Origin of the sequence: Kytococcus sp. HMSC28H12 (assembly GCF_001816045.1) — a bacterium.
Taxonomy (GTDB): Bacteria; Actinomycetota; Actinomycetes; order Actinomycetales; family Dermatophilaceae; genus Kytococcus; species Kytococcus schroeteri.
Map to the genome: position 1 here is coordinate 1 of NZ_KV824358.1, position 21,407 is coordinate 21,407.

At 73.5% G+C, this 21,407-nt stretch carries 23 protein-coding genes; 15 read left to right on the top strand and 8 right to left on the bottom strand.

Features of this window, described 5'->3' with window-relative positions; all coding sequences use genetic code 11:
- From HMPREF3099_RS03770 to HMPREF3099_RS03780, 3 genes are all read left to right on the top strand, one after another.
- On the top strand, positions 1-1,076 hold a 1,076-nt coding region (locus HMPREF3099_RS03770; protein ID WP_371327507.1), incomplete at its 5' end, for a FecCD family ABC transporter permease.
- Positions 1,073-2,104 carry a FecCD family ABC transporter permease gene (locus HMPREF3099_RS03775; RefSeq protein WP_070704156.1) on the top strand — a complete coding sequence of 344 codons (1,032 nt, stop codon included), beginning with the start codon at positions 1,073-1,075 and terminating at the stop codon, positions 2,102-2,104. The genes HMPREF3099_RS03770 and HMPREF3099_RS03775, both read left to right, overlap by 4 nt.
- Before the next feature lie 44 nt (positions 2,105-2,148).
- The gene (locus HMPREF3099_RS03780; protein ID WP_070704209.1) at positions 2,149-2,937 is read left to right on the top strand and encodes an ABC transporter ATP-binding protein; all 789 of its coding nucleotides are present in this window, start codon (positions 2,149-2,151) and stop codon (positions 2,935-2,937) included.
- 68 nt (positions 2,938-3,005) lie between these two features.
- Here HMPREF3099_RS03780 and HMPREF3099_RS03785 read toward each other — a convergent pair whose 3' ends face one another.
- From HMPREF3099_RS03785 to HMPREF3099_RS03800, 4 genes are all read right to left on the bottom strand, one after another.
- A complete protein-coding gene (locus tag HMPREF3099_RS03785; RefSeq protein ID WP_070704159.1) occupies positions 3,006-3,701 on the bottom strand; it encodes a Maf family protein in 696 nt (231 codons plus the stop codon).
- A gap of 30 nt (positions 3,702-3,731) precedes the next feature.
- Positions 3,732-4,070 (bottom strand): cupin domain-containing protein, encoded by a 339-nt coding sequence (locus HMPREF3099_RS03790; RefSeq protein WP_070704162.1) that lies wholly within the window; start codon positions 4,068-4,070, stop codon positions 3,732-3,734.
- A 69-nt stretch (positions 4,071-4,139) separates the two neighbouring features.
- Positions 4,140-4,622, bottom strand: a complete 483-nt coding sequence (locus HMPREF3099_RS03795) for an SRPBCC family protein (protein ID WP_070704165.1) — start codon at positions 4,620-4,622, stop codon at positions 4,140-4,142.
- Entirely contained in the window at positions 4,619-6,337 is a 1,719-nt protein-coding gene (locus tag HMPREF3099_RS03800; protein ID WP_070704168.1) for a DUF885 domain-containing protein, read from the bottom strand. The genes HMPREF3099_RS03795 and HMPREF3099_RS03800 overlap by 4 nt, the downstream gene beginning before the upstream one ends.
- Positions 6,338-6,438: 101 nt before the next feature.
- Here HMPREF3099_RS03800 and HMPREF3099_RS03805 point away from each other — a divergent pair, with 101 nt between their 5' ends.
- Both HMPREF3099_RS03805 and HMPREF3099_RS03810 read left to right on the top strand, forming a co-directional pair.
- Positions 6,439-7,095 (top strand): MOSC domain-containing protein, encoded by a 657-nt coding sequence (locus HMPREF3099_RS03805; protein WP_070704171.1) that lies wholly within the window; start codon positions 6,439-6,441, stop codon positions 7,093-7,095.
- A gap of 492 nt (positions 7,096-7,587) precedes the next feature.
- Positions 7,588-8,172 (top strand): DUF559 domain-containing protein, encoded by a 585-nt coding sequence (locus HMPREF3099_RS03810; RefSeq protein WP_141494313.1) that lies wholly within the window; start codon positions 7,588-7,590, stop codon positions 8,170-8,172.
- Between the two features lie 143 nt (positions 8,173-8,315).
- On the opposite strand, the gene HMPREF3099_RS03815 is transcribed toward HMPREF3099_RS03810, so the two are convergent.
- Positions 8,316-8,561: an acyl-CoA carboxylase subunit epsilon gene (locus HMPREF3099_RS03815; RefSeq protein WP_070704177.1), complete on the bottom strand. Its 246-nt coding sequence runs from the start codon at positions 8,559-8,561 to the stop codon at positions 8,316-8,318.
- Positions 8,562-8,605: 44 nt separating this feature from the next.
- Positions 8,606-10,219, bottom strand: coding sequence for an acyl-CoA carboxylase subunit beta (locus HMPREF3099_RS03820; RefSeq protein ID WP_070704179.1), 1,614 nt, complete (start codon positions 10,217-10,219; stop codon positions 8,606-8,608).
- Between the two features lie 23 nt (positions 10,220-10,242).
- Here HMPREF3099_RS03820 and HMPREF3099_RS03825 point away from each other — a divergent pair, with 23 nt between their 5' ends.
- From HMPREF3099_RS03825 to HMPREF3099_RS03845, 5 genes are read left to right on the top strand one after another with little or no spacing between them, the layout of a single operon-like run.
- Positions 10,243-11,229, top strand: coding sequence for a biotin--[acetyl-CoA-carboxylase] ligase (locus HMPREF3099_RS03825; RefSeq protein ID WP_070704182.1), 987 nt, complete (start codon positions 10,243-10,245; stop codon positions 11,227-11,229).
- 51 nt (positions 11,230-11,280) lie between these two features.
- The gene (locus tag HMPREF3099_RS03830) at positions 11,281-12,495 is read left to right on the top strand and encodes an adenylate/guanylate cyclase domain-containing protein (protein WP_070704185.1); all 1,215 of its coding nucleotides are present in this window, start codon (positions 11,281-11,283) and stop codon (positions 12,493-12,495) included.
- Positions 12,488-13,300: an enoyl-CoA hydratase/isomerase family protein gene (locus tag HMPREF3099_RS03835; RefSeq protein ID WP_070704188.1), complete on the top strand. Its 813-nt coding sequence runs from the start codon at positions 12,488-12,490 to the stop codon at positions 13,298-13,300. Before HMPREF3099_RS03830 ends, HMPREF3099_RS03835 begins: the two co-directional genes overlap by 8 nt.
- Positions 13,301-13,332: 32 nt before the next feature.
- Positions 13,333-14,016, top strand: a complete 684-nt coding sequence (locus tag HMPREF3099_RS03840; protein WP_305778344.1) for a response regulator transcription factor — start codon at positions 13,333-13,335, stop codon at positions 14,014-14,016.
- A complete protein-coding gene (locus HMPREF3099_RS03845) occupies positions 14,013-15,059 on the top strand; it encodes a sensor histidine kinase (protein ID WP_083323471.1) in 1,047 nt (348 codons plus the stop codon). Before HMPREF3099_RS03840 ends, HMPREF3099_RS03845 begins: the two co-directional genes overlap by 4 nt.
- Before the next feature lie 72 nt (positions 15,060-15,131).
- Here HMPREF3099_RS03845 and HMPREF3099_RS03850 read toward each other — a convergent pair whose 3' ends face one another.
- Positions 15,132-15,776, bottom strand: a complete 645-nt coding sequence (locus tag HMPREF3099_RS03850; RefSeq protein ID WP_070704191.1) for a GtrA family protein — start codon at positions 15,774-15,776, stop codon at positions 15,132-15,134.
- Positions 15,777-15,840: 64 nt separating this feature from the next.
- Here HMPREF3099_RS03850 and HMPREF3099_RS03855 point away from each other — a divergent pair, with 64 nt between their 5' ends.
- The 5 genes from HMPREF3099_RS03855 (at position 15,841) to HMPREF3099_RS11910 (ending at position 20,906) form a co-directional block, all read left to right on the top strand.
- Positions 15,841-17,058, top strand: a complete 1,218-nt coding sequence (locus HMPREF3099_RS03855) for a 5-(carboxyamino)imidazole ribonucleotide synthase (protein ID WP_070704194.1) — start codon at positions 15,841-15,843, stop codon at positions 17,056-17,058.
- Entirely contained in the window at positions 17,055-17,630 is a 576-nt protein-coding gene (purE, locus tag HMPREF3099_RS03860) for a 5-(carboxyamino)imidazole ribonucleotide mutase (protein ID WP_070704197.1), read from the top strand. Before HMPREF3099_RS03855 ends, purE begins: the two co-directional genes overlap by 4 nt.
- Positions 17,627-18,199, top strand: a complete 573-nt coding sequence (locus HMPREF3099_RS03865) for an NYN domain-containing protein (RefSeq protein WP_070704200.1) — start codon at positions 17,627-17,629, stop codon at positions 18,197-18,199. The genes purE and HMPREF3099_RS03865 overlap by 4 nt, the downstream gene beginning before the upstream one ends.
- Positions 18,200-18,314: 115 nt before the next feature.
- Positions 18,315-19,484, top strand: a complete 1,170-nt coding sequence (locus tag HMPREF3099_RS03870; protein ID WP_070704203.1) for an acyl-CoA dehydrogenase family protein — start codon at positions 18,315-18,317, stop codon at positions 19,482-19,484.
- A gap of 285 nt (positions 19,485-19,769) precedes the next feature.
- The gene (locus tag HMPREF3099_RS11910; RefSeq protein WP_083323472.1) at positions 19,770-20,906 is read left to right on the top strand and encodes a polysaccharide deacetylase family protein; all 1,137 of its coding nucleotides are present in this window, start codon (positions 19,770-19,772) and stop codon (positions 20,904-20,906) included.
- 87 nt (positions 20,907-20,993) lie between these two features.
- Here HMPREF3099_RS11910 and HMPREF3099_RS03880 read toward each other — a convergent pair whose 3' ends face one another.
- Positions 20,994-21,338: an AzlD domain-containing protein gene (locus HMPREF3099_RS03880; RefSeq protein WP_070704219.1), complete on the bottom strand. Its 345-nt coding sequence runs from the start codon at positions 21,336-21,338 to the stop codon at positions 20,994-20,996.
- Positions 21,339-21,407: the final 69 nt, after the last annotated feature.

Here is a 21,407-nt window from a genome sequence, read left to right on the forward strand (position 1 = left end):
AGGGGCCCGCGGTCCAGTCGACCGCGGGCCCCTCGGGGACCCCGGACGTCGCCCACCCGTCCGTCGTGACGGCGCTGGCGCGGGTGCGCCGCCTGCGTGGACTCGTGCTGCTGGTCATGGTCGCGGTGCTGCTGGTGACGGCGTGGATGTCGGTCGCCATCGGCTCGCGCTCGGTCGGACTGGACGACGTCTGGGCCGGCATCACCGGCGACGTCGACGGCTTCGACCAGGCCGCGGTGGCCAAGCGGGTGCCACGCACCGCGCTGGCGATGGTGGCCGGTGCCGCCCTGGCGGTCTCCGGTCTGGTGATGCAGGCGGTCACCCGCAACCCGCTCGCCGACCCCGGCATCCTGGGGGTCAACGCCGGCGCTTCCCTGGCGGTGGCCGTCGGCATCGCCTGGTTCGGGCTCACCCAGCCCACATCGTTCATCTGGGTGGCCATCGCCGGTGCGGCCGTCACCGCCGTGACCGTCTACGTCATCGGCTCGATGGGGAGGGGCGGCCCGACCCCGCTCAAGCTGGCCCTGGCCGGTGCGGCGTTCACCGTGGCCCTGACAGCGATGGTCTCGGCCGTGGTGCTGCCGCGCCAGGACATCGGCCTCAACGTGGTCTCGTGGCAGATCGGCGGCGTGGGCGGCGCCACGGAGGCCGTGCTGCTGCACGTGCTGCCCTTCCTGGCTGTGGGCTTCGTGGTCGTCTGGGCAGTCAGCCGGGGGCTGAACCTGCTGGGGCTCGGCGACGAGGTGGCGGCCAGCCTGGGCGAGCGCGTGTGGATCACCCGCGTTGTGGCCAGCGCGGCCGCCGTGGTGCTGTGCGGTGCGACCACCGCCGTGGCCGGCCCCATCGGGTTCGTGGGCCTGGTCGTCCCGCACTTCTTCCGCCTGCTCATCGGCATCGACCACCGCTGGCTCGTACCCTTCAGCGCCCTGGGCGGTGCCGTGCTGCTCACTGCGAGCGACGTGCTGGGGCGAGTGGTCACCCCGCCGGCCGAGCTCGACGTGGGCATCATCACCGCGCTGGTGGGGGCGCCGTTCTTCATCGCCATCGTGCGACGCAACAAGGTGAGGGAGCTGTGAGCACCACCGAGGAGCTGGTCCGGTCCGGACGCCGTGCCCGGCAACTGCGCTGGGCGGGCAGCACGCTCGCGCTGGGCGTCGTGGTCGTGGCGTTGGTGGGCGTGAGCCTGACGCTCGGCGACCCCGCCTACTCCTTGGGAGAGGTGTGGGCGGTCGCCACCGGCGATGACGCGGGTGGGGCCGAGTTCATCGTCGGCGAGCTCCGCATGCCCCGGGTGGCCATGGCGACCGTTGCCGGCGTCGCGTTCGGGCTCTCCGGCGCCACCTTCCAGACCATCCTTCGCAACCCTCTGGCGAGCCCCGACGTCGTCGGCATCACCGCCGGGGCGAGCGCTGCGGCGGCCATCGGCATCATCTCGATGGGATGGACCGACACCCGGGTCTCGGTCATGGCGGTCCTGGCGGGCCTGGGCGTGGCCGCGGTGGTCTACCTGCTCTCGTGGCGGGGAGGTCTGCACGGCACGCGCCTGGTGCTCATCGGCATCGGCGCGGCCGCCATGTTGCAGAGCGTGGTGGCCATCCAGCTGGAGAAGGCGCAGCGGGCCCAGCTGGCCGAGGCCCTGCGCTGGCTGACCGGCACCCTGAACGGTGCCACCTGGGCCTCGGTGGTGCTGCCCGCGGCTGCGGTCGTGGTGCTGGGCACCGTTCTGCTGGCCAACGCGCGGGAGATCAGCATCGGGCAGCTGGGCGATGACGCCGCGACCGCCCTGGGAGTGCGCGTGGAGCGCAGCCGGATGCTCGCGATCCTGTCCGCGGTGATGCTCATCTGCATCGCCACGGCGGCCACCGGCCCCATCGCCTTCGTGGCCTTCCTGGCCGGTCCCATCGCCGCACGCGTGGTGGGACCGAACGGCTCGGTGCTCCTGCCGGCCGCGCTCACGGGCGCGGCACTGGTGCTGGGCGCCGACTGGGTGGGGCAGAACCTCACCCCCTTCCGCTACCCGGTGGGAGTGGTGACCGGCGTGCTCGGCGCCCCCTACCTGCTGTACCTCATCATCCGCACCAACCGCACTGGAGGCAGCCTGTGACCGTCTCGGAGACCCCCGGCACGGCCGTCCGCGAGGACGACGTCCTGCAGGTGCACGAGCTGTCGCTCGGGTACCAGGACCACGTGGTGGTCCAGGACCTCACCCTGGGCCTCCCGGAGGGGAGGGTGACGGTCATCGTCGGACCCAACGCCTGCGGCAAGTCCACCCTGCTGCGTTCCATGTCCCGGTTGCTCAGGCCGCGCAACGGACAGGTGCTGCTGGAGGGCGAGCACGTGCACCGCATGCCCGCCAAGCAGCTCGCCCGGCGGCTGGGCCTGCTCCCGCAGTCGCCGGTCACCCCTGAGGGCATCACCGTCGGTGACCTCGTGGGGCGGGGCCGTCACCCGCACCAGCGGATGTTCGCGCGGTGGAGCCGCGAGGACGACCGAGCCGTGGCGCAGGCGCTGGAGGCGACAGAGGTGACGGCGCTGGCCGACCGTCCGGTGGACGAGCTCTCGGGCGGCCAGCGCCAGCGGGCGTGGATCGCGATGGCGCTGGCCCAGGAGACGGGCGTGCTGCTGCTCGACGAGCCCACCACCTACCTGGACGTGCGCCACCAAGTGGAGGTGCTGGACCTCCTCACCGATCTCAACCAGCGCAAGGGCACCACCGTGGTGATGGTGCTGCACGACCTCAACCTGGCCGCGCGCTATGCCGACCACCTCATCGCGCTGGCGGGGGGCAGGCTCGTGGCCGCCGGCAGCCCGCAGGAGGTCATGACGCCCGCGGTGATCTACGAGGTCTTCGGCATCGACAGCCAGGTGGTCACGGACCCGGTGGCGGGGACGCCGCTGATGGTCCCCATCGGACGCCACCACCGGCCCGGGGCCTGAGCGGGTTCGATCCAGCGACGACGAGGGCGGCGCGGACAGGTGCCCGCGCCACCCTCGTGCGTGGGGTCTCAGCCCCAGAACTCGTGGACGCCGAGCCCGGCCTCGCCCAGCAGGTCGCGGAGCACCGGCATCGAGAGGCCCTGCACCCCGCTGGGGTCCCCCTCGACACGGGTGATGAACGCCGCGGCGCGCCCCTCCAGCGTGAACGCCCCCGCCACGTGCAGCGGCTCCCCGGTGGCCACGTAGGCGTCGACCTCCTCGTCGGTGACGTCGGCGAAGTGCAGGGTCGTGGACGACACCCCGCCCAGGGTGGCGCCGGAGCCGGCCTCGCCGTCGGGGTCGGTGTCACGCAGGTCCACCAGCCAGTGGCCCGAGTGGAGCACGCCGGTGCGCCCCCGCATCGCCCGCCAGCGCTCGGCGGCCACCTCGGGCGTGCCCGGCTTGCCGAACACCCGCCCGTCCACCTCCAGCACCGAGTCGCAGCCGACCACCACCCACGCGTCCGCGTCGTCCTCCACCTGGGGCACCACGGCCTCGCACTTGGCCTGGGCCAGCAGCAGCGCCACCTCCTCGGGGGCCAGCGCCTCGCCGCGGACCTGCTCCGCCCGGGCCAGGACGGCGTCCTCGTCCACCCCGGAGACCTCCACCCGGGCCTCGATGCCGGCCGCGGCCAGCAGCGCGCGACGTGAGGCGGACTGGCTGGCGAGCACCAGACGGTGGCCGGGGGTGACGTCGGGGGAGGGGGCCTCAGGGGTGTGGGTCATGCCCCGAGGCTAGTGGGCCGTGGGTAGCCCTCAGGCACCGATGTGCATGGTGAGCACGAAATGCGTCGGCTCCTCCGCGAGGACGGCGTGCTCCACCATCCGCGGCAGGTTGACCACGTCACCGGCCACCATCTCGTGGTCCTCACCGTGCACCGTGAACCGCATCCGTCCGGCCACCACGGTGATGCTGATGCGGTGGGCGGCCTTGTGCTCGGCCAGCTCGGTGCCGGCGTCCATGGCGAAGCAGACGGTGCGCACGTGGTCGTCGGAGACCACGGTTGTGCCGCGCACCTTCCCTTCGTGGATCGGGGCGCCGGCGATCACACCGGTGGCGACGGGAAGTTCGGCGGAGGTGGGGTGTGCGCTCATGCGGCCACGGTAGACCCGCCCGTCGCCGGTATCCCGCTGAGTCACCGGATGCTGCCGGCCCACCCAAGCTCAGGCGCCGGCGGCCAGCGCTGCGGCCCGGTGCAGGTCCGCCCGGATGGCGGGCACCGCCGTGAGGGTCAGCAGCCGGCCCAGCCCCAGCGGCCCGTGGACGACGAACCGCGGCACGGCCTGCGAACCTGCGCCGTGGGGCAGGAGGTCCAGCCGCAGCCAGGCGCGGAACGCCCCGAAGCGGCCCTCCTCGACCCAGTGGGTCGGGCGCTCGGCGACGGTCAACCGCATCGACGGGGTGATGCCCGGCACCACGGTGACGTCCCGCCAGGTGGTGCCGGACGAGGCCACCGGGCCGCCCCCGGCGGGGCGCACGGCATCGACCCGGCGCAGGGAGGACTGCCACTCCGGGCGGCGGCGCGGGTCGACCAGCAGGTCGTAGAACGCGTCGGGCGGCGCAGGGCAGGGCACGGGCCGTCCGGTGACGGTGCCGGCGGGCGGGAGCCCCCTCGCCCCGCGCCCACCGTCGGGGGAGCGACTCATGCGCCGCGGAGCACCGCCTCGCGCAGGGTGTCCAGGCCCATGCCGCCCAGGTCCAGCGCCCGGCGGTGGAAGGCCTTGAGATCGAACTCCTCACCGCGGGCCTCGGCACGCGCGCGGCACTCGTCGCGCAGCTCCAGCCACAGGCGCTCGCCGATCTTGTAGCTCGGCGCCTGGCCCGGCCAGCCCATGTAGCGGTCCAGTTCGAAGCGCAGGAAGCCCTCCTCCATGTTCACGTAGTGGGTGAGGAAGGCCCACGCCTTGTCGTAGTCCCACTGGCCGCCGCCCACCAGCTCGGGGGCCTCGAAGCCGCAGTGGAAGCCGATGTCGAGCACCACGCGGGCGGCGCGCAGCACCTGACCGTCGAGCAGACCCATGCGGTTGCCCGGGTCGTCCATCCAGCCCAGGTCGGCCATGAGCCACTCGGAGTACAGCGCCCACCCCTCGCCGTGCCCGGAGGTCCACGCGGCCAGTCGGCGCCAGCCGTTGAGCAGCTCCTTGCGGTACACCGTCTGCGCCACCTGCAGGTGGTGGCCCGGCACGCCCTCGTGGTAGACGGTCGTCAGCTCGCGCCAGGCGGAGAACTCCGTGACGCCCTTGGGCACCGACCACCACATCCGCCCCGGGCGGGAGAAGTCGTCGGACGGGCCGGTGTAGTAGATGCCGCCGGTCTCGGTGGGGGCGATCATGCACTCGATGGTGCGCACCGGCTCGGGGATGTCGAAGTGCACGCCGCTGAACTTCTCGATCACCTCGTCGGCCTTGCCCTGCATCCACTGCTGGAGGGCGTCCTTGCCGTGCAGCTGGTAGGCCGGGTCGGCGTCGAGCACGGCCACGGCCTCCTTGACCGTGGCGCCGGGCTTGATCTGCTCGGCGGTCTCGCGCATCAGCCCGTCGATGCGGGCCAGCTCGGCCTGCCCCCAGGCGTAGGTCTCCTCCAGGTCCACCTCGGCGCCCAGGAAGTAGCGGGAGTGCAAGCGGTAGGCCTCGATGCCGCAGGCGTCCTCCTCGCGCGCGGTGGGCAGCACCTCCTCGGTCAAGCGGCGACCGGCGGCGGCGTAGGCATCCTTGGCGGCGCGGGCGTTGGTCTCCAGCAGCTCGCGGACGTCGGCGGGCAGGTCGGAGCCGTCCTCGAGGCGGGCGTCGCGCGCGAAGGCGTCGAAGAAGCCGCCGTCAGCGGAGTTGTCCTCGCACTGACCGATGCAGGCGCGCACCTGCCGCTGTGCGGGCACCTTGCCGGCCTCGCGGGCGTGGGCCAGGGAGGCGAACCAGCCGTCCAGCGCGCCCTCCACGGCGCCGAGGCGCTGGGCGATGGTGCGCCACTGCTCGGCGGTGTCGGTGGCCATGAGGTCGAACACGTCGCGGAAGCCCTGCAGCGGGGAGGCGATGTTGTTCAGCGCCCCGTGCGGGATGAGCGCCTCGTGCATCTCCAGCTCCAGGCCGAGGCGCTCGCGCATGGCCTCCAGGGTCACGCGGTCGGTCTCGTCCACCGGCTCGGCGGCGTCGAGCTTCGCGAGCGTGTCGCGCACCAGCTCGGCCTGCTTCGCGAGGCCCGCGGGGGAGACGTCGTCGAGACGCGTCTCGTCGCCGGGCACACCGAGGTAGGTGGCGGCGGTGGGGGAGAGGGCCACCTCGGCGGCCAGGTGGGCGTCGGCGATGGCGTCGATCGCCGTCCTCTCGCGGGCGGGGGCGGTCTGGGGTGCAGTGTCCTGGGTCACAGGCGGACGGTACCCCGCCGGGCGGGCGCGCGTCAGCCACTTTCCCGCGGCTCGGCACCCGGCCCGCCGCGTGGCGGGTCCACCGCGGCTACCGTGCGCGCATGGACCCGCACGTGCTCTCCACCAACCTGGCCCACCCGCAGCCGGACCCGGGCGGTGCCGACCGGGTGAGCGGCATCGACAAGCGGCCGGTGGGGGAGCTGGAGCTGTTCACGCCGGGGCCGGCCTACGGCGACGGGCCGGGCGTGCGCGGCGACGTGGTGGGCGACAGCCAACATCACGGCGGGGCGCAGAAGGCGGTGTACGCCTATGCCCGCGAGGAGCTCGACCACTGGGAGGGCGAGCTGGGACGGGAGCTCGCCTGCGGGGCGTTCGGGGAGAACCTGACCACGACCGGCATCGACCTGGAGGCGCTCGTGGTCAACCAGCCGCTGCGCATCGGCACGGCACTGCTGGAGGTGTCGGTCCCGCGCCGGCCATGCCGCACCTTCGCCGCGTGGCTCGACGAACGGGGCTGGCTCAAGCGGTTCACCGCGCGGGGGCGGTGCGGCACCTACCTGCGCGTGGTGGAGCCGGGCGTGGTGCGGGCGGGGGACCGCATCGAGCTGGGCCGGGCCCCGGTGCACGGCGTGACGATGCGGACCGCCTTCGCCGGCGCGATGGGGGACCTCGAGGCCTCCCGTGCCCTGGTGGAGGCCGCCTGCCTGCCGTCGATGTACCACCAGCGCCACGTGGAGGCCCTGGCCCGCCGCGGCTGAGGGGCGTCTGCCCCTCCCTGGCCGCCCTCCTCTGGCCACCGTGGGCAACCGGTTGACCTCGCGACAGTCGTGGGGTCAACCGGTTGCCCACGGTTGGCTGCGTGGGGTCACGGCTGTGGATGACGAGTGCCCTGAGGCGGACGGATCAGCCAGCATCCGGCCATGGACAGAGCGTCGTTCAAGGCATACCGGACCACTCGGGGCCATCGCGTGACCACACCGGAAGGCCGCGTCACAAGCCGGGTGGCGCTGCAGGACGCGGGGGCCTGGAGCCCGACCCAGGGCCTTCTGGTCACCTCGGCCACACGGTGCCATGAGGTTGCCCGGGCTGTGCTCGAGGTGCTGCCGGCCCACTGCGTGCTCAGCCACGTGACGGCCGCTCGGCTCCACGGACTCCCGCTGCCGAGCATGTGGACACCGCACGAGCCCGTTCACGTCAGCGTGGAGCCCCCGCTCACCCCGCCCCGTCGTCGCGGTGTGAAGGGGCATCGGGTGAGGGGCCTGACGGTGGCTGAGGTGGGCGAGACGCGCTGCACCTCGCTCGCCCAGACGTGGGCGCAGATGGCGGTCGTGCTCGGGGAGGCGGACCACGTGGCCCTGACGGACGCGGTCCTCGGGCGGCGCTGCCCGGTGGAGGGCCTCGTCACCCCGGACCTCCTGGCGAGCAGGCTGCGGGCCGGGAGCAAGGGCAACTCCCGGGCCCTGCGCGCCCTCGCGCAGGCCGATGCCGGAGCCGCCTCCGCACCGGAGAGCCGCCTGCGGCTCCTCGTGCTCACATGGGGAGTGCCGGCGCCGGCGGTGAATGCGCCCGTCCTCGACGTCGACGGCCAATGGTTGGCCACCGGCGACCTGGTGTGGCGCGACCAGCGCGTGGTCCTGGAGTACGAGGGCGACCACCACCGCACCGACCGCCGGCAGTGGCAGCACGACATCTCGAGGACCCGGCTGCTGGAGGTTGCCGGGTGGGCGGTCATCCGCGCCACGGCTCGAGACCTCCGACGCCCCGCGCAGCTGCGCGAGGCACTCCTCGTGGCGCTGGCCCGTGGCCGAGCCGATGGGGAACGGCGAGATCGTTGAACGGTCAGGTGGCGTGGGACCACCTCAGGCGACTGTGGGCAACCGGTTGACCCCATGACAGTCACGGGGTCAACCGGTTGCCCACAGTCGGCGTTGGCGCGCTCCAGAGGTGAACCGGTTGCGCCGTCGGGTGCCGCCGGGTCTCAGCGGGGGAGGCCGGAGGCCCGCCAGGCGCCCGGTCCGGCAACCACGGCACCGCGGACCCCGGAACCCGGCACGCCCCAGCGATTGGTGCGCTCCACGGCCGGGGCCTCGCCACCACCGAGGGCGGAGAACACCACCGTCAGGGCGGCCACCTCCTCGGCCGAGGCGTCCGCCGGCAGCGTGACCACGGGCTCACCGGCCGTGCCAGCCGCGTCCGCAGCCGCAGTCGAAGCCGCGTCCTCCATGCCGGGGACCGCAGACGCGTCCCCGGCCTCCCGCGTCGCCGGGCTCACAGCGGGATGTTCCCGTGCTTCTTGGCCGGCAGCGTCTCGCGCTTGGTGCGCAACGCCCGCAGGGCCTTGGCCACCTCGGCGCGGGTGTCCGCCGGGCGGATCACCGCGTCCACGTAGCCGCGCTCGGCCGCGATCCACGGGTTGGCCAGCGTCTCCTCGTACTCCGCGATCCGCTTGGCGCGCTCGGCCTCCATCGCCTCCGGGCCGCCCTCGGCCTCGGCGGCCGCCAACTGCTTGCGGTACAGGATGTTGGCCGCCCCCTGCGCGCCCATCACGGCGATCTGCGCGGTGGGCCACGCGAAGTTCACGTCCGCACCCAGGTGCTTGGATCCCATCACGTCGTACGCGCCGCCGTAGGCCTTGCGCGTGATGACGGTGACCAGCGGCACCGTGGCCTCGGCATAGGCGTACAGCAGCTTGGCACCGCGGCGGATGATGCCGCCGAACTCCTGGTCGGTGCCGGGCAGGAAGCCGGGCACGTCCACGAGCGTCAGCACCGGGATGTTGAACGCGTCGCACATGCGCACGAAGCGGGCGGCCTTCTCGCTGGCGTCGATGTTCAGCGTGCCGGCGAACTGCATCGGCTGGTTGGCCACCACGCCCACCGAGCGGCCCTCCACACGCCCGAAGCCGCAGATGATGTTGGCCGCGAACAGCTCCTGCACCTGCAGGAAGTCGCCGTCGTCCACGATCGACTCGATGACGGTGAGCATGTCGTAGGGCATGTTCGCCGAGTCCGGGACGAGCGTGTCGAGCGCCTCGTCCACGTCGGCCGTGGCGTCCTCGGCCTCGAAGACCGGCGCCTCGTCGAGGTTGTTCTGCGGCAGGTAGGCCATGAGCTCGCGCACGTACTCGAGCGCGTCGGCCTCGTCGCTGGCCATGTAGTGGGCCACGCCGCTCACCGAGTTGTGGGTGCGGGCACCGCCGAGGTCCTCGAAGGTCACGTCCTCACCGGTGACGGTCTTGATGACGTCCGGCCCGGTGATGAACATGTGGCTGGTCTGGTCCACCATCACCACGATGTCGGTGATGGCCGGCGAGTACACGGCGCCACCGGCGCAGGGGCCCATGACCAGCGAGATCTGCGGGATGACGCCCGAGGCGTGCACGTTGCGGCGGAAGATCTCGGCGTACAGGCCAAGGGCCACCACGCCCTCCTGGATGCGGGCGCCGCCGGAGTCGTTGATGCCCACCACGGGGCAGCCGATCTTCAGCGCCAGGTCCATGACCTTGACGATCTTCTCGCCGAAGACCTCGCCGAGGGAGCCGCCGAAGACGGTGAAGTCCTGGGCGAACACGCACACGGTGCGGCCGTCCACGGTGCCGTAGCCGGTCACCACGCCGTCGCCGTAGGGGCGGTTCTTCTGCTGCCCGAAGTTGGTGGACCGGTGGCGGGCGAACTCGTCGAGCTCCACGAAGGAGCCCTCGTCCAGGAAGGCGTCGATGCGCTCGCGGGCGGTCTTCTTGCCCTTGGCGTGCTGCTTCTCGACGGCGCGCTCGGAGCCGGCGTGCAGGGCCTCGGCCCGGCGGCGCTCGAACTCGGCCAGTCGCCCGGCGGTGGTGGTCAGGTCGATCTCGGGCTCGCTGCCCGCGGATCCGTGCTCGGTCATGCGCGCCACCCTAACGTTGGCCTGTGACCCACCTCTCGCACACCGACCACAGCCCTGCCCCCCAGGACTTGGAGGACCCCCACAGCCGCCTCGACCTGCCGGCGGTGCGCGGCGCCCTGCGCGCCCTGGCCGCGGACCGCGGCCCGGTCCACGACCCGGTGGGCCGCGCGCTGTCCGACCTCGCCGACGGTCTCGTGCACCACGCCAGCCTCCCCAGCACGCAACCGCTGGCCCTGGCCGACGGCACCCCTTGGCGCGCGGTCTCCACCGACCACCAGACCGCCGGCCGGGGACGGCTGGGGCGCGGTTGGGAGAACCCGCCGGGCTCCGGCATCGCGGTCTCGGTGGTGCTGCCCCTGACCGGCGGGGTCGATGCCGTGGACCTCGCTCTGGCGGCCAGTCGCACGCCGCGCTGGGGGCAGGTGCCGCTCTGCGTGGGGGCGGCGGTCCACGAGGCGCTGGCGGCCCTGGGTCTGCCGACGGGGGTGAAGTGGCCCAACGACGTGCTCTCGCGGACCTCCGGGCGCAAGCTCGCCGGCATCCTGTGCCAGGTGGGGGAGGGCGGCCGCTCGGTGGTGGCCGGCATCGGCCTCAACGTGTGGCCCACCGCGGGGCTGTCGGCCGAGGCCGCGGGGCGCTCGGCGAGCGTCTGCGACGAGCTCCGTGCCGTCCACGGCCCCGGCTGGGTGCCCCCGGCAGACCTCCGCGAGCAGGTGCTCACCGGGGTGCTCCACCGGCTGGCCGTGTGGCACGCGGCCTGGCTGGCCGAGGGGGTCTCCCCCGAGCTGGCGGACGCCGAGCACGGCCCGCTCACCGACCGGTTGGCCGCGGTGAGCGCCACCCTCGGCCAGGAGGTGGACCTGCACCTGCCCGGCGGTGAGCTCGTCCGGGGCACGGCGACCGGTCTGGCGCCCTCGGGCGGGCTGCTCGTGGAGGTCGCCGGGGAGCCGGGGGAGGGGCCGCGCGAGTTCCAGGCGGCGGACGTGGTCCACCTCCGCCCCGCGACGTGACCCACGTGACACCATGTACCGGTCCAGGTCGATGACGGGAGGAGGAGCCCCATGGAGCGCATGCGCGACGTGCGACCCGTGCACGGCGAGCAGCCCTTCCTGAACCACTCGCTCCCCTCGGCGCTGCCCCCGCACCGGCCCGCGGAGGTCGCGGACCCGCCCGCGCGCACCATGGACGCCATCGCCGAGCGCATCATCGGGCGCCGGCGCACGATGCGGCGTGGCGAGGTGGCCCGGCACGCGGGCGTCCCGCTGCGCGTGGCACGCCGTTTCTGGCGGGCCCTGGGCTTCCAGAACGCCCGCGCCGAGGACACCGTCTTCAGCAATGCCGACCTCGAGGCCCTCACGGTGGCCCGGCGGCTGCTGGGCCGCTACGAGATCGACGAGGACGTGCTCATCAGCCTGATGCGCGGCATCGGGACCACCACCGAGCGGCTGGCCACCTGGCAGGTGGAGGTGGTGGCCGAGCGCCTGCAGGACGCGGAGCGCTACCGCCGGGAGCCCCGCCGCGAGCTGGGCGCCTGGGACCACCCGGACGCCTCCGTGGTGGCCGACGGCACCGAGGGCCTGGCCGAGCGCGTGACCCCGGAGGTCGCCGAGGCCACCGGTGTGGTGCTGGCCGACCTGGCCGACGACCTGGAGCGCCTCGTGGGCTACACCTGGCGCCGCCACCTCACGGCCTCGCTCTCGACGCTCTTCGCCGACGCGAGCTCCGAGCTGGCCGCCGGCGTGAACCGCTCGGTGGGCTTCGCCGACATGGTCTCGTTCTCCGAGCGCGTGGCCCGCTCCAGCGACGTGGAGATCGCCCGCCTGGTGACGCGCTTCGAGGAGCTCGTCGTCGACGTGGTGCGCCGCTACCGGGGGCGCGTGGTCAAGACCATCGGCGACGAGGTGCTCTACCAGGCGCTGGACCCCCGCTCGGCGGTGCTCATCGCCCACGACCTCGTGCGCGCCGCCAACGAGGACCCGATGCTGCCGCCCCTGCGGGTGGGTGTCGCCACGGGGAGGGTGTTGCTCCGCCTCGGCGACGTCTACGGTGACACCGTCAACCGCGCCGCCCGCCTCACCACGAACGCCGCGGCCGGGACGGTGCTGACCGACCCCGAGACCGCGGGGGCCCTGGCGCACGACCCGGCCTGGCGCTTCGCGGTACTGGAGCCGCGGACGTTGCACGGCATCGGCCCGGTGACGCCGCACCACCTGTTGTCCGTCCCTCCCGGTGCCTCGGCCCGGGGCCACCTCACGTTTGGAGAGAGCCATGAGTGATCCGTCGACCCCGGACCGCCCGGAGGACTGGGTCCGCATCGAGCGGCACGGCGAGGACGGTGAGGTGGCCGAGCTGGTGCTGGCCCGCACCGGCGCCATGAACGCCATCTCCACCGAGATGGCCCGCCGCATCAGCGCCGCCACCGACGAGCTGGCCGCCAGCGACGTGCGCTGCGTGGTGGTCACCTCCGCCCACGAGAAGGCCTTCTGCGTGGGGGCGGACCTCAAGGAGCGCAACTCCTTCACCGACGCCGACCTCATGGAGCAGCGCCCGGTCACCCAGCGCGCCTACGGCGGGGTGCTGGACCTGCCGATGCCGACCATCGCCGCCGTCGACGGGTTCGCCCTGGGCGGTGGCCTGGAGATCGCGCTCTCCTGCGACGTCCTGGTGGCCGGCGAGGGCGCCCTGCTGGGTCTGCCCGAGGTGTCCGTGGGCGTCATCCCCGGCGGGGGCGGCACCCAGCTGCTGACCCGCCGCATCGGGTGGAGCCGCGCCGCGCGCGCCATCTTCACCGCGGCCAAGTACCCGGCCCCGGAGGCCGCAGAGATCGGCATCGTCGACGAGCTGGTCCTGGCCGGTTCCGCCCGCGAGAAGGCCCTGGAGATGGCCGCGACCATCGGCCGCAACTCCCCGGTGGGCCTGCGCAACGCCAAGCGCGCGATGCGCCTGGGCAGCGACGTGGACCTGCGCACCGGCCTGCAGGTGGAGGACGCCTGCTGGCGCGCCACCGCCTTCTCCGGTGACCGCGCCGAGGGCGTGGCCGCCTTCGCCGAGAAGCGCGCACCGAAGTGGCCGGGCAAGTGAGCGAGAGCACCGTCCACGAGACGGGTGAGCCGCTGGTCGCGATCCTCGCCGAGGACGACGAGGACATCGCGCAGCCGCTGGCGCGCGCCATGCGGCGCGAGGGATTCGACGTGACCGTCGTGGCCGACGGGCCGAGCGCTCTCATGACCGCCCGACAGGGGTGCACCCTGCTGGTGCTCGACATCGGCCTGCCGCGCATGGACGGCCTGGAGGTGTGCCGCCGCCTGCGCGCGGAGGGCCACACCTTCCCGGTGCTCATGCTCACCGCCCGCGCGGGCGAGATCGACACCGTCGTGGGCCTGGACGCCGGCGCCGACGACTACGTGACCAAGCCCTTCCGCCTGGCCGAGTTCCACGCCCGGGTCCGGGCCCTGCTGCGTCGCCGTGCCCCGCACGAGACCGGCCTGGACGGCGCGGACTCCGATGACGGCCTGCGCATCGACTCCTCCGCCCGCCGCGTGTGGGTGGACGGCGAGGAGGTCACCCTCACCGCCAAGGAGTTCGACCTGCTCCACATCCTGGTTCGCGACCGCGGCCGGGTGGTGAGCCGTGACCAGCTCATGCGTGAGGCCTGGCAGACCGACTGGGTGGGGTCCACCAAGACCTTGGACATGCACGTCTCGGGCCTGCGCAAGAAGCTCGGCGACGACCCCAACGCCCCGCGCTTCGTGGCGACGGTCCGTGGGGTGGGCTTCCGGCTGGTCACCGAGGAGTGAAGGCCCTCGCGCAGGTGACCCTGCGCCGCCTGTGGACCGACGTGGTCCACCGGGCGGTGCGGGTGGCGCAGCTCAGCGCCCTGTTCCCCCTGCTGGTGGCCGTGGGGCTGGGCATCTGGGCCACCCTCGACCTGCCCGGGCCCCCGCTGTGGGCCTGGCTCGGGGTGCCGCTGGCGGTGCTGGCCGGGCTGCGCCTGACCACGCTGTTCAACGCCCGCCGCGTGCACGAGGCGCTGGACGGGCCGGAGGCCACCATCGACGCCCTGGCCCGCCGCATCCCGGGCATGGGCACCGGTGAGAGCACCCGCGCCCGCCCGGAGCCCACCGGCATCGCGGAGATCGACGACCTGGCCGATGCCGTGCAGCGCCGCGCGGTGCACCTCACCCGGATGGTCACCTCCCAGCGCCGACTGGCCGGTGACGCCGCCCACCAGCTGCGCACGCCGCTCTCGGCGCTCACCATCCGCCTCGACGAGCTGGCCCTGGCCGAGTCGGCCGAGGAGGCCCGCGAGGTGGCCGAGGAGGCGCACACCCAGGTGGAGCGCCTCACCGCCGTGGTGGAGGAGATGCTGGAGACCGCCGCCAACTCGGCGCTGGCCACCATGGACATCCTCTCGCTGGACGAGGTGATCGCCGCCCAGCAGCGGGAGTGGCAGCCGCTGTTCAGCGAGCAGCGCCGGGGGATGCGGGTGACGGGCACCTTCGGGCTGCACGTGGCCTGCCCGCAGGGGGTGCTCTCCCAGGTGCTCTCCACCCTCATCGAGAACTCGCTCACCTACGGCGAGGGCATCATCACCCTGCACATCGAGCACAACGGCCCGTCCGTCCAGCTGGTGATGAGCGACGAGGGGCCCGGCATCAAGCCGGAGATCGCCGACCTCATCTTCGAGCGCGACGTGACCGCCGGGGGCGGCACCGGGCGCGGCCTGGCCCTGGCGCGGCAGATCATCACCGCGGTGGGGGGCCGCCTGGAACTGCTCGACGAGCGGCACGCCACCTTCGGGGTGTTCCTCTCCGAGCCGGCGGAGTCACCCACCCGCTGAACGCCGCAGGCGCCCTCCGTCGATGGGGGCAGGGCGCCTGCGTGCGCGTCGCGGGGTGCGGAGGCCGCGGTGTCACGCCGCGGTGCCGACCTGCTGGTGGTCGGGGTCCTCGTGGTGGCCGGAGTCGCTCCGGTGGCCGGAAGCGTCGTGGTGGTCGACCTCCTCGTGCACGCCGTAGGGGCGCACCACCGACTCGGGGTCGTCGTCCTCGTCGTACGGCTCCAGCTCGTCGCCGAGCTCCTCGGTGAACACGAAGGTGCGGTAGGCCCAGAACCGGAAGAGCGTGCCGAGCACCAGGCCCACGCCGTTGCCGGAGATGTTGTCGGCCAGCTGCGAGCGGAAGTCCAGGACGTAGTGGCTGAACCAGAGGCAGGCCAGCGCGATGAGCAGGCCGAGCACGTTGAAGACGACGAACAGCAGCGCCTCACGGCCGACGTCGGCGCGGCGGGCGTGGCGGAAGGTCCAGTAGCGGTTGCCCAGCCAGGCGAAGGCCGTGGCCGCGGCGGTGGCGACGACCTTGCTCGTGAGGGGGTGGTCGCCCAGGACGCCCTCGGCGGCGGCGTCGGTGGAGAGCACGGGGCCGTACATGAGCAGGTTGTACAGGCCGGCGTCGATGACGAACGCGAGGAGGCCGATCACCCCGAACTTGCTCGCCTCGCGGGTGAGCACCCCCAGGGCGCGGCGCAGTCCGGTGGTCTGGTGGTGCTCGCTGGTCATTGGGCACACGGTACGCGCGCGAGCGGCCGCGGCCGCTCCGACGCACGGTGGATATCCTCCGGGTGTGACAGACGCCTCCCCCCTCCTCGTCAACCGTCCGCAGGTCCCCACCGGGGCGCCCGTCGTGGGCATCGTCGGCGGCGGCCAGCTGGCCCGCATGTGCGCCGGTCCCGCCACCGAGCTCGGCCTGGGGGTGGTGGTGCTGGCCGAGTCCACCGACGCCGCGGCCGCGCAGGTCTTCCCGCAGGCGCCGCTGGGGCGCGCCGACGACCTGGAGGCGCTGCGCGAGCTGGCCCGCGTGTGCGACGTGGTGACCTTCGACCACGAGCACGTGCCCGCCGACGTGCTGGCCGTGCTGCAGGACGAGGGCGTGGCCCTCCACCCGGCGCCGGACGCCCTCCTGCACGCCCAGGACAAGGTGGTGATGCGCCGCGCCCTCTCGGAGGCCGGCCTGCCGGTGCCCCGCTGGGCCGAGGTGACCAGCACGGCCGCGCTGGAGGAGTTCGCCGCCGGTGAGTGGCCGGTGGTGCTCAAGACGCCGCGGGGCGGTTACGACGGCAAGGGCGTGATGCTCGTGGACGGCCCCGCCGACCTGGAGCGCGCCGCCGCGTGGTTCGACCGCGCCGAGGGGGCTGCGTTGCTCGCCGAGCAGGCCGTGGCCTTCCGCCGCGAGCTCGCGGTGATGGTGGCGCGCACGCCCTCGGGGGAGGTCCGCTCGTGGCCGGTGGTCCACACCGTGCAGGAGCAGGGCATCTGCACCCGCGTGGAGGCCCCCGCGTCCGAGGTGGACCGGGCGCTGGCCGATGACGTGCGCCGTACCGCCGAGCAGCTCGCCGAGCAGCTGGGCGTCACCGGCGTGATGGCCGTGGAGGTCTTCGAGACCGGGGCCCCCACCGAGGAGGACCGCGGCTGGGTGGTCAACGAGCTCGCCATGCGCCCGCACAACTCCGGCCACTGGACCCAGGACGGGTCCACCACCGACCAGTTCGAGCAGCACCTGCGGGCCGTGCTCGACATGCCCCTGGGTGAGACCGCCCCGCGCAGCACCTGGACCGTCATGGCCAACGTCCTGGGCGGCGCCGCCGAGGACCTGCACGCCGCCTCGCGCCGCGTCATGGCCGGTGACGCCGCCGCCCGCATCCACCTGTACGGCAAGGAGGTGCGCCCCGGGCGCAAGGTCGGGCACGTCACCGTGTGCGGTGACGACCTGGACGACCTGCGCCGGCGCGCCGAGACCGCCCGGGCCCTGCTGGAGGGCACCGACGAAGGAGAGACCGCATGAGCCACCTGCGCACCAGCGCCCCCGCCGATGTGAGCATCGTCATGGGCTCCGACAGCGACTGGCCCGTCATGGAGGCGGCCGCCGCGGCCCTGGAGGAGCTGGGGGTGAGTCACACCGTGCAGGTGGTGTCGGCGCACCGCATGCCCACCGAGATGATCGAGCACGGGCGCACGGCCGCCGATGCGGGGTACCGCGTCATCATCGCCGGCGCCGGGGGAGCGGCCCACCTGCCGGGCATGCTCGCCAGCACCACCCCGCTGCCCGTCATCGGCGTGCCGGTGCCCCTGAAGCACCTCGACGGCATGGACTCGCTGCTGAGCATCGTGCAGATGCCGGCCGGCGTGCCGGTGGCCACGGTGTCGGTGGGCGGCGCGCGCAACGCCGGCCTGCTCGCCGCGCAGATCCTGGCCGCGGGCACCGACGAGGAGTCCCTCGCCCTGCGCCAGCGGATGGTGGAGTTCCAGTCCTCGCTGCGCGACGCGGCCCACGCCAAGGGCGAGGCGCTGGCCCGTAGGCTGCAGGGGCAGGGCGAACCCGCCCCGTCCACACCGACCGCCGAGGACCCGCGATGAACCCCGCCGCCCCCGAGCGCACCACCTACCTCCTCGTCGACGGCGAGAACATCGACGCCACCCTGGGCAACTGCCTGGGCCGCCGCCCCCAGCCCGACGAGCGCCCCCGGTGGGAGCGCCTGCTGACCCACATGCAGCAGGCCTGGGCCCAGCCGGTGCAGGGCCTGTTCTTCCTGGCCGCCAGCACCGAGCACCTGCCGATGAACTTCGTGCAGGCCCTCATGGCTATCGGCTACAAGCCGATCCCGCTGTCCGGTGGGCCGGACGAGAAGGTCGTCGACATCGCCATCCAGCGCACGCTGGACGCGCTCGCCGAGCGCTCCGACGACGTGGTGCTGGTGAGCCACGACGGCGACTTCCTGCCGCAGATGACGCGCCTGCTCGACGACGAGGACCGCCGCCTGGGCCTCATGGGCTTCCGCGAGTACCGCAACGCGGGCTTCGTGGAGCTCGAGGAGCAGGGCATGGAGACCTTCGACCTCGAGTACGAGGTGCACGCCTTCAACGCGCGCCTGCCGCGCATGCGCATCATCCCGATCCACGAGTTCGACCCGCTCGAGTTCCTCTGAGCCGGGCCGTGAGCGCGAGGGCGGCGGCACCCTGCACGGGGTGTCGCCGCCCTCGTGCGTGCCCGGGAGTGACGGGGGTCACGAGGCAGGTGGGGCCGCGCCGTACGATGGCCCGGTGAGCGACTTCGACCTGTACACGCCCAGCGACTTCCACGAGACGGTCCGTGAGGCCATCCGCCCGCTCGTGCGCGACAAGATCGCGCCCGCCGCCGCAGAGGTGGATGCGACCGGCGAGTTCCCGCAGGTCGCCTACGACGCGCTGCGCGAGACGATGTTCCACGCCCCCCACATCCCGGAGGACTACGAGGGCCTGGGGGCCGACGCGCTGGCCACCTGCATCGTCATCGAGGAGGTGGCGCGCGGCTGTGCCTCGAGCTCCCTCATCCCGGCCGTGAACAAGCTGGGCACCATGCCGCTGATCCTCGCCGGCAGCGAGGAGGTCAAGCAGAAGTACCTGCCGCCGGTGGCCGCCGGGGAGGCGATGTTCTCCTACGGGCTCTCCGAGGCCGGGGCGGGCTCGGACACCGCGGGCATGCGCTGCACCGCCACCGAGCAGTCCGACGGCAGCTTCGTGCTCAACGGCCAGAAGTCCTGGATCACCAACGCCGGGGTCTCGGAGTACTACACGGTCATGGCCGTCACCGAGCCGGACGGCCCCCGCGGTCGCAACGTCACCGCCTTCGTGGTGGAGAAGGACGACGAGGGCTTCTCCTTCGGCGAGCCGGAGAGCAAGCTCGGCATCAAGGGCTCGCCCACCCGCGAGCTGCTCTTCGAGAACTGCGTCATCCCGGCCGACCGGATGGTGGGCGAGCGGGGCCAGGGCCTGAAGATCGCCCTGCAGACGCTCGACCACACCCGCGTGACCATCGGCGCCCAGGCCCTCGGCATCGCGCAGGGCGCCCTCGACGCCGCGCTGGCGTACGTCAAGGAGCGCGAGCAGTTCGGTCAGCCGATCGCCGACTTCCAGGGCGTGCAGTTCATGCTCGCCGACATGGGCATGAAGCTCGAGGCGGCCCGCCAGCTGGTGTACAACGCGGCCGCCAAGTCGGAGCGCAACGACCCGGGCCTGACCTACTTCGGTGCCGCGGCCAAGTGCTTCGCCTCCGACGTGGCCATGGAGGTCACCACCGACGCGGTGCAGCTCTTCGGCGGCTACGGCTACACCAAGGACTTCCCCGTGGAGCGCATGATGCGCGACGCCAAGATCACCCAGATCTACGAGGGGACCAACCAGGTGCAGCGCATGGTGATGGCGCGCCAGCTGCTCAAGGGCCTGCCCGGCTGAGACCGGCCAGGCAGGTGGGGTCTGTGCGGGGACTGTGAGGCTCTCGACGGGCTCCCGTGAGGTGCACCCCGGCTAAGGTCGGGGTGCACCCCGTCAGGGGGTCGTGTGCGGGGGGCGGCCCCGGCACGACGGCAGGGGGAACGGGCCGAGGGGGCCCGGGCCACCCGCGCGGGCCGAGAGGGTCCGCACAGCGGCCGGACCGAGGGGGTCCGCGCCGTCACGGACGGGTCGAGGGGACCCGCCGTCATGACAGGTGGGCGGGGGCCCACCGAGGAGGGGAACACCATGACCGCACACGACCGTGTCCGCCTCGTGCGTCGCGGCGCCGCCTGGTGCGTCGCCGTCACGATGCTGGCCACCGCCGGCGCCCTGGCCCGCGAGGACCGGGTGCCGGGGGCGGAGTCCGGCGGCGTGCCGGCGCAGTCCGTGGCCGAGGCCCGGGCCGTCGCGGCGCGTGACACCGTCACCGCCTCGTCCACCTGGACGCTGGGGGTGGCCGCCACGAGCACCACCGTCCGGAAGGGGCCGCGCAGCACCTACGCCGCAGTGCGGGTGCTGGCGCCGGGCAAGCCGGTGGAGTACTCGCAGGTCACCAACGGGTGGGGCCGGGTGCGCGAGGGGGAGTGGGTGCGCCTGGAGCACCTGCGCTCGCCGGGCGCCAGCCGCACCCGGTGGACCCTGGGCACCACCAACGTCCGCTTCGGGCCGTCCACCGGCAACTCCGTGGTGGGGAGGCTGTCCGCGGGCACGCGCGTGACCGGGCCGGTGGTGGGCGGCTGGCAGCACGTCGGCGACCACCGCTGGGTGTCCACCTCGGCCACCACGCCCCGCACCGCCGCCCGGCGCATCCTCAGCTGGCCCACCGGGGAGAAGGTCGCCTACCTGACCTTCGACGACGGACCCCACCAGAGGTACACCCCGCAGGTGCTCGACGTGCTCGACAAGTACGACGTGCCGGCCACCTTCTTCGTCGTCGGGTCGTGGGCGAAGGCCTACCCCGGCCTGGTGGCCCGGACCCGCGCCGAGGGCCACAAGGTCTCCAACCACTCGTGGAACCACCCCGAGCTGTGGGACCTCACGAGCCCGCAGGTGGTCAAGGAACTCACGAGCACGCAGGCCGTCATCGGTGGGCCGCCGAAGTGCTTCCGCCCGCCGTACGGCGCCACCAACGACCGCGTGCACGAGGCCGCGGGGTCGGCCGGCTTCGGCTACTCGGTGCTGTGGAGCGCCGGCGGCAACGACTGGCAGCGCCCGGGCGAGAAGGCCATCGTCGACGACGTGGTCAAGCGGATGACTCCCGGTGGCATCGCCCTCATGCACGACGGGGGCGGCAACCGCTCGCAGACCGTCGCGGCGCTGGACGACATGATCCGCCAGCTGCGTGCCCGGGGCTACACCTTCAGGACCCTGCCCATGTGCTGACCGCACGACGCCGCGACGGGGTCCACCGGACGGTCGGTGGGCCCCGTCGTCGTGCGCCGCGCGGGGGAGAGGGGAGGGGGGCGCCGGTCAGGACCAGCCGAGGGCCCGGGCCAGGGCCACCGAGGCCGCCCCGAGCACCACCACCAGCAGGAAGGGCGCCCGCATCCACAGGGCCACCACGGCCACCCCCAGTGCCACCACGCGGGCGTCCAGCTGGAGTCCCTGCCCGGAGGCGAGGGTGTTGGTGGCCGTCAAGGCGGCCAGCAGGCCCACGGTGACCATGGCGGCCAGGTCCAGGGCGGCCGGCCGCTCGAGCAGGGTGCGCGGCAGCAGGTACCCGCCGAGCTTGAGCGCGAAGGCCAGCCCGCAGGCCAGCAGCAGCCAGGTCCACGAGGTGGCGGGGGCGTCGGCGGCGGCCGGGGCGGCGAGCACCGCTGCAGCGGTCACGGGGGTCACGAGGTGCTCCGGAGGGTCTCGGGGCGGCTGGCCCACCCCGCGGCG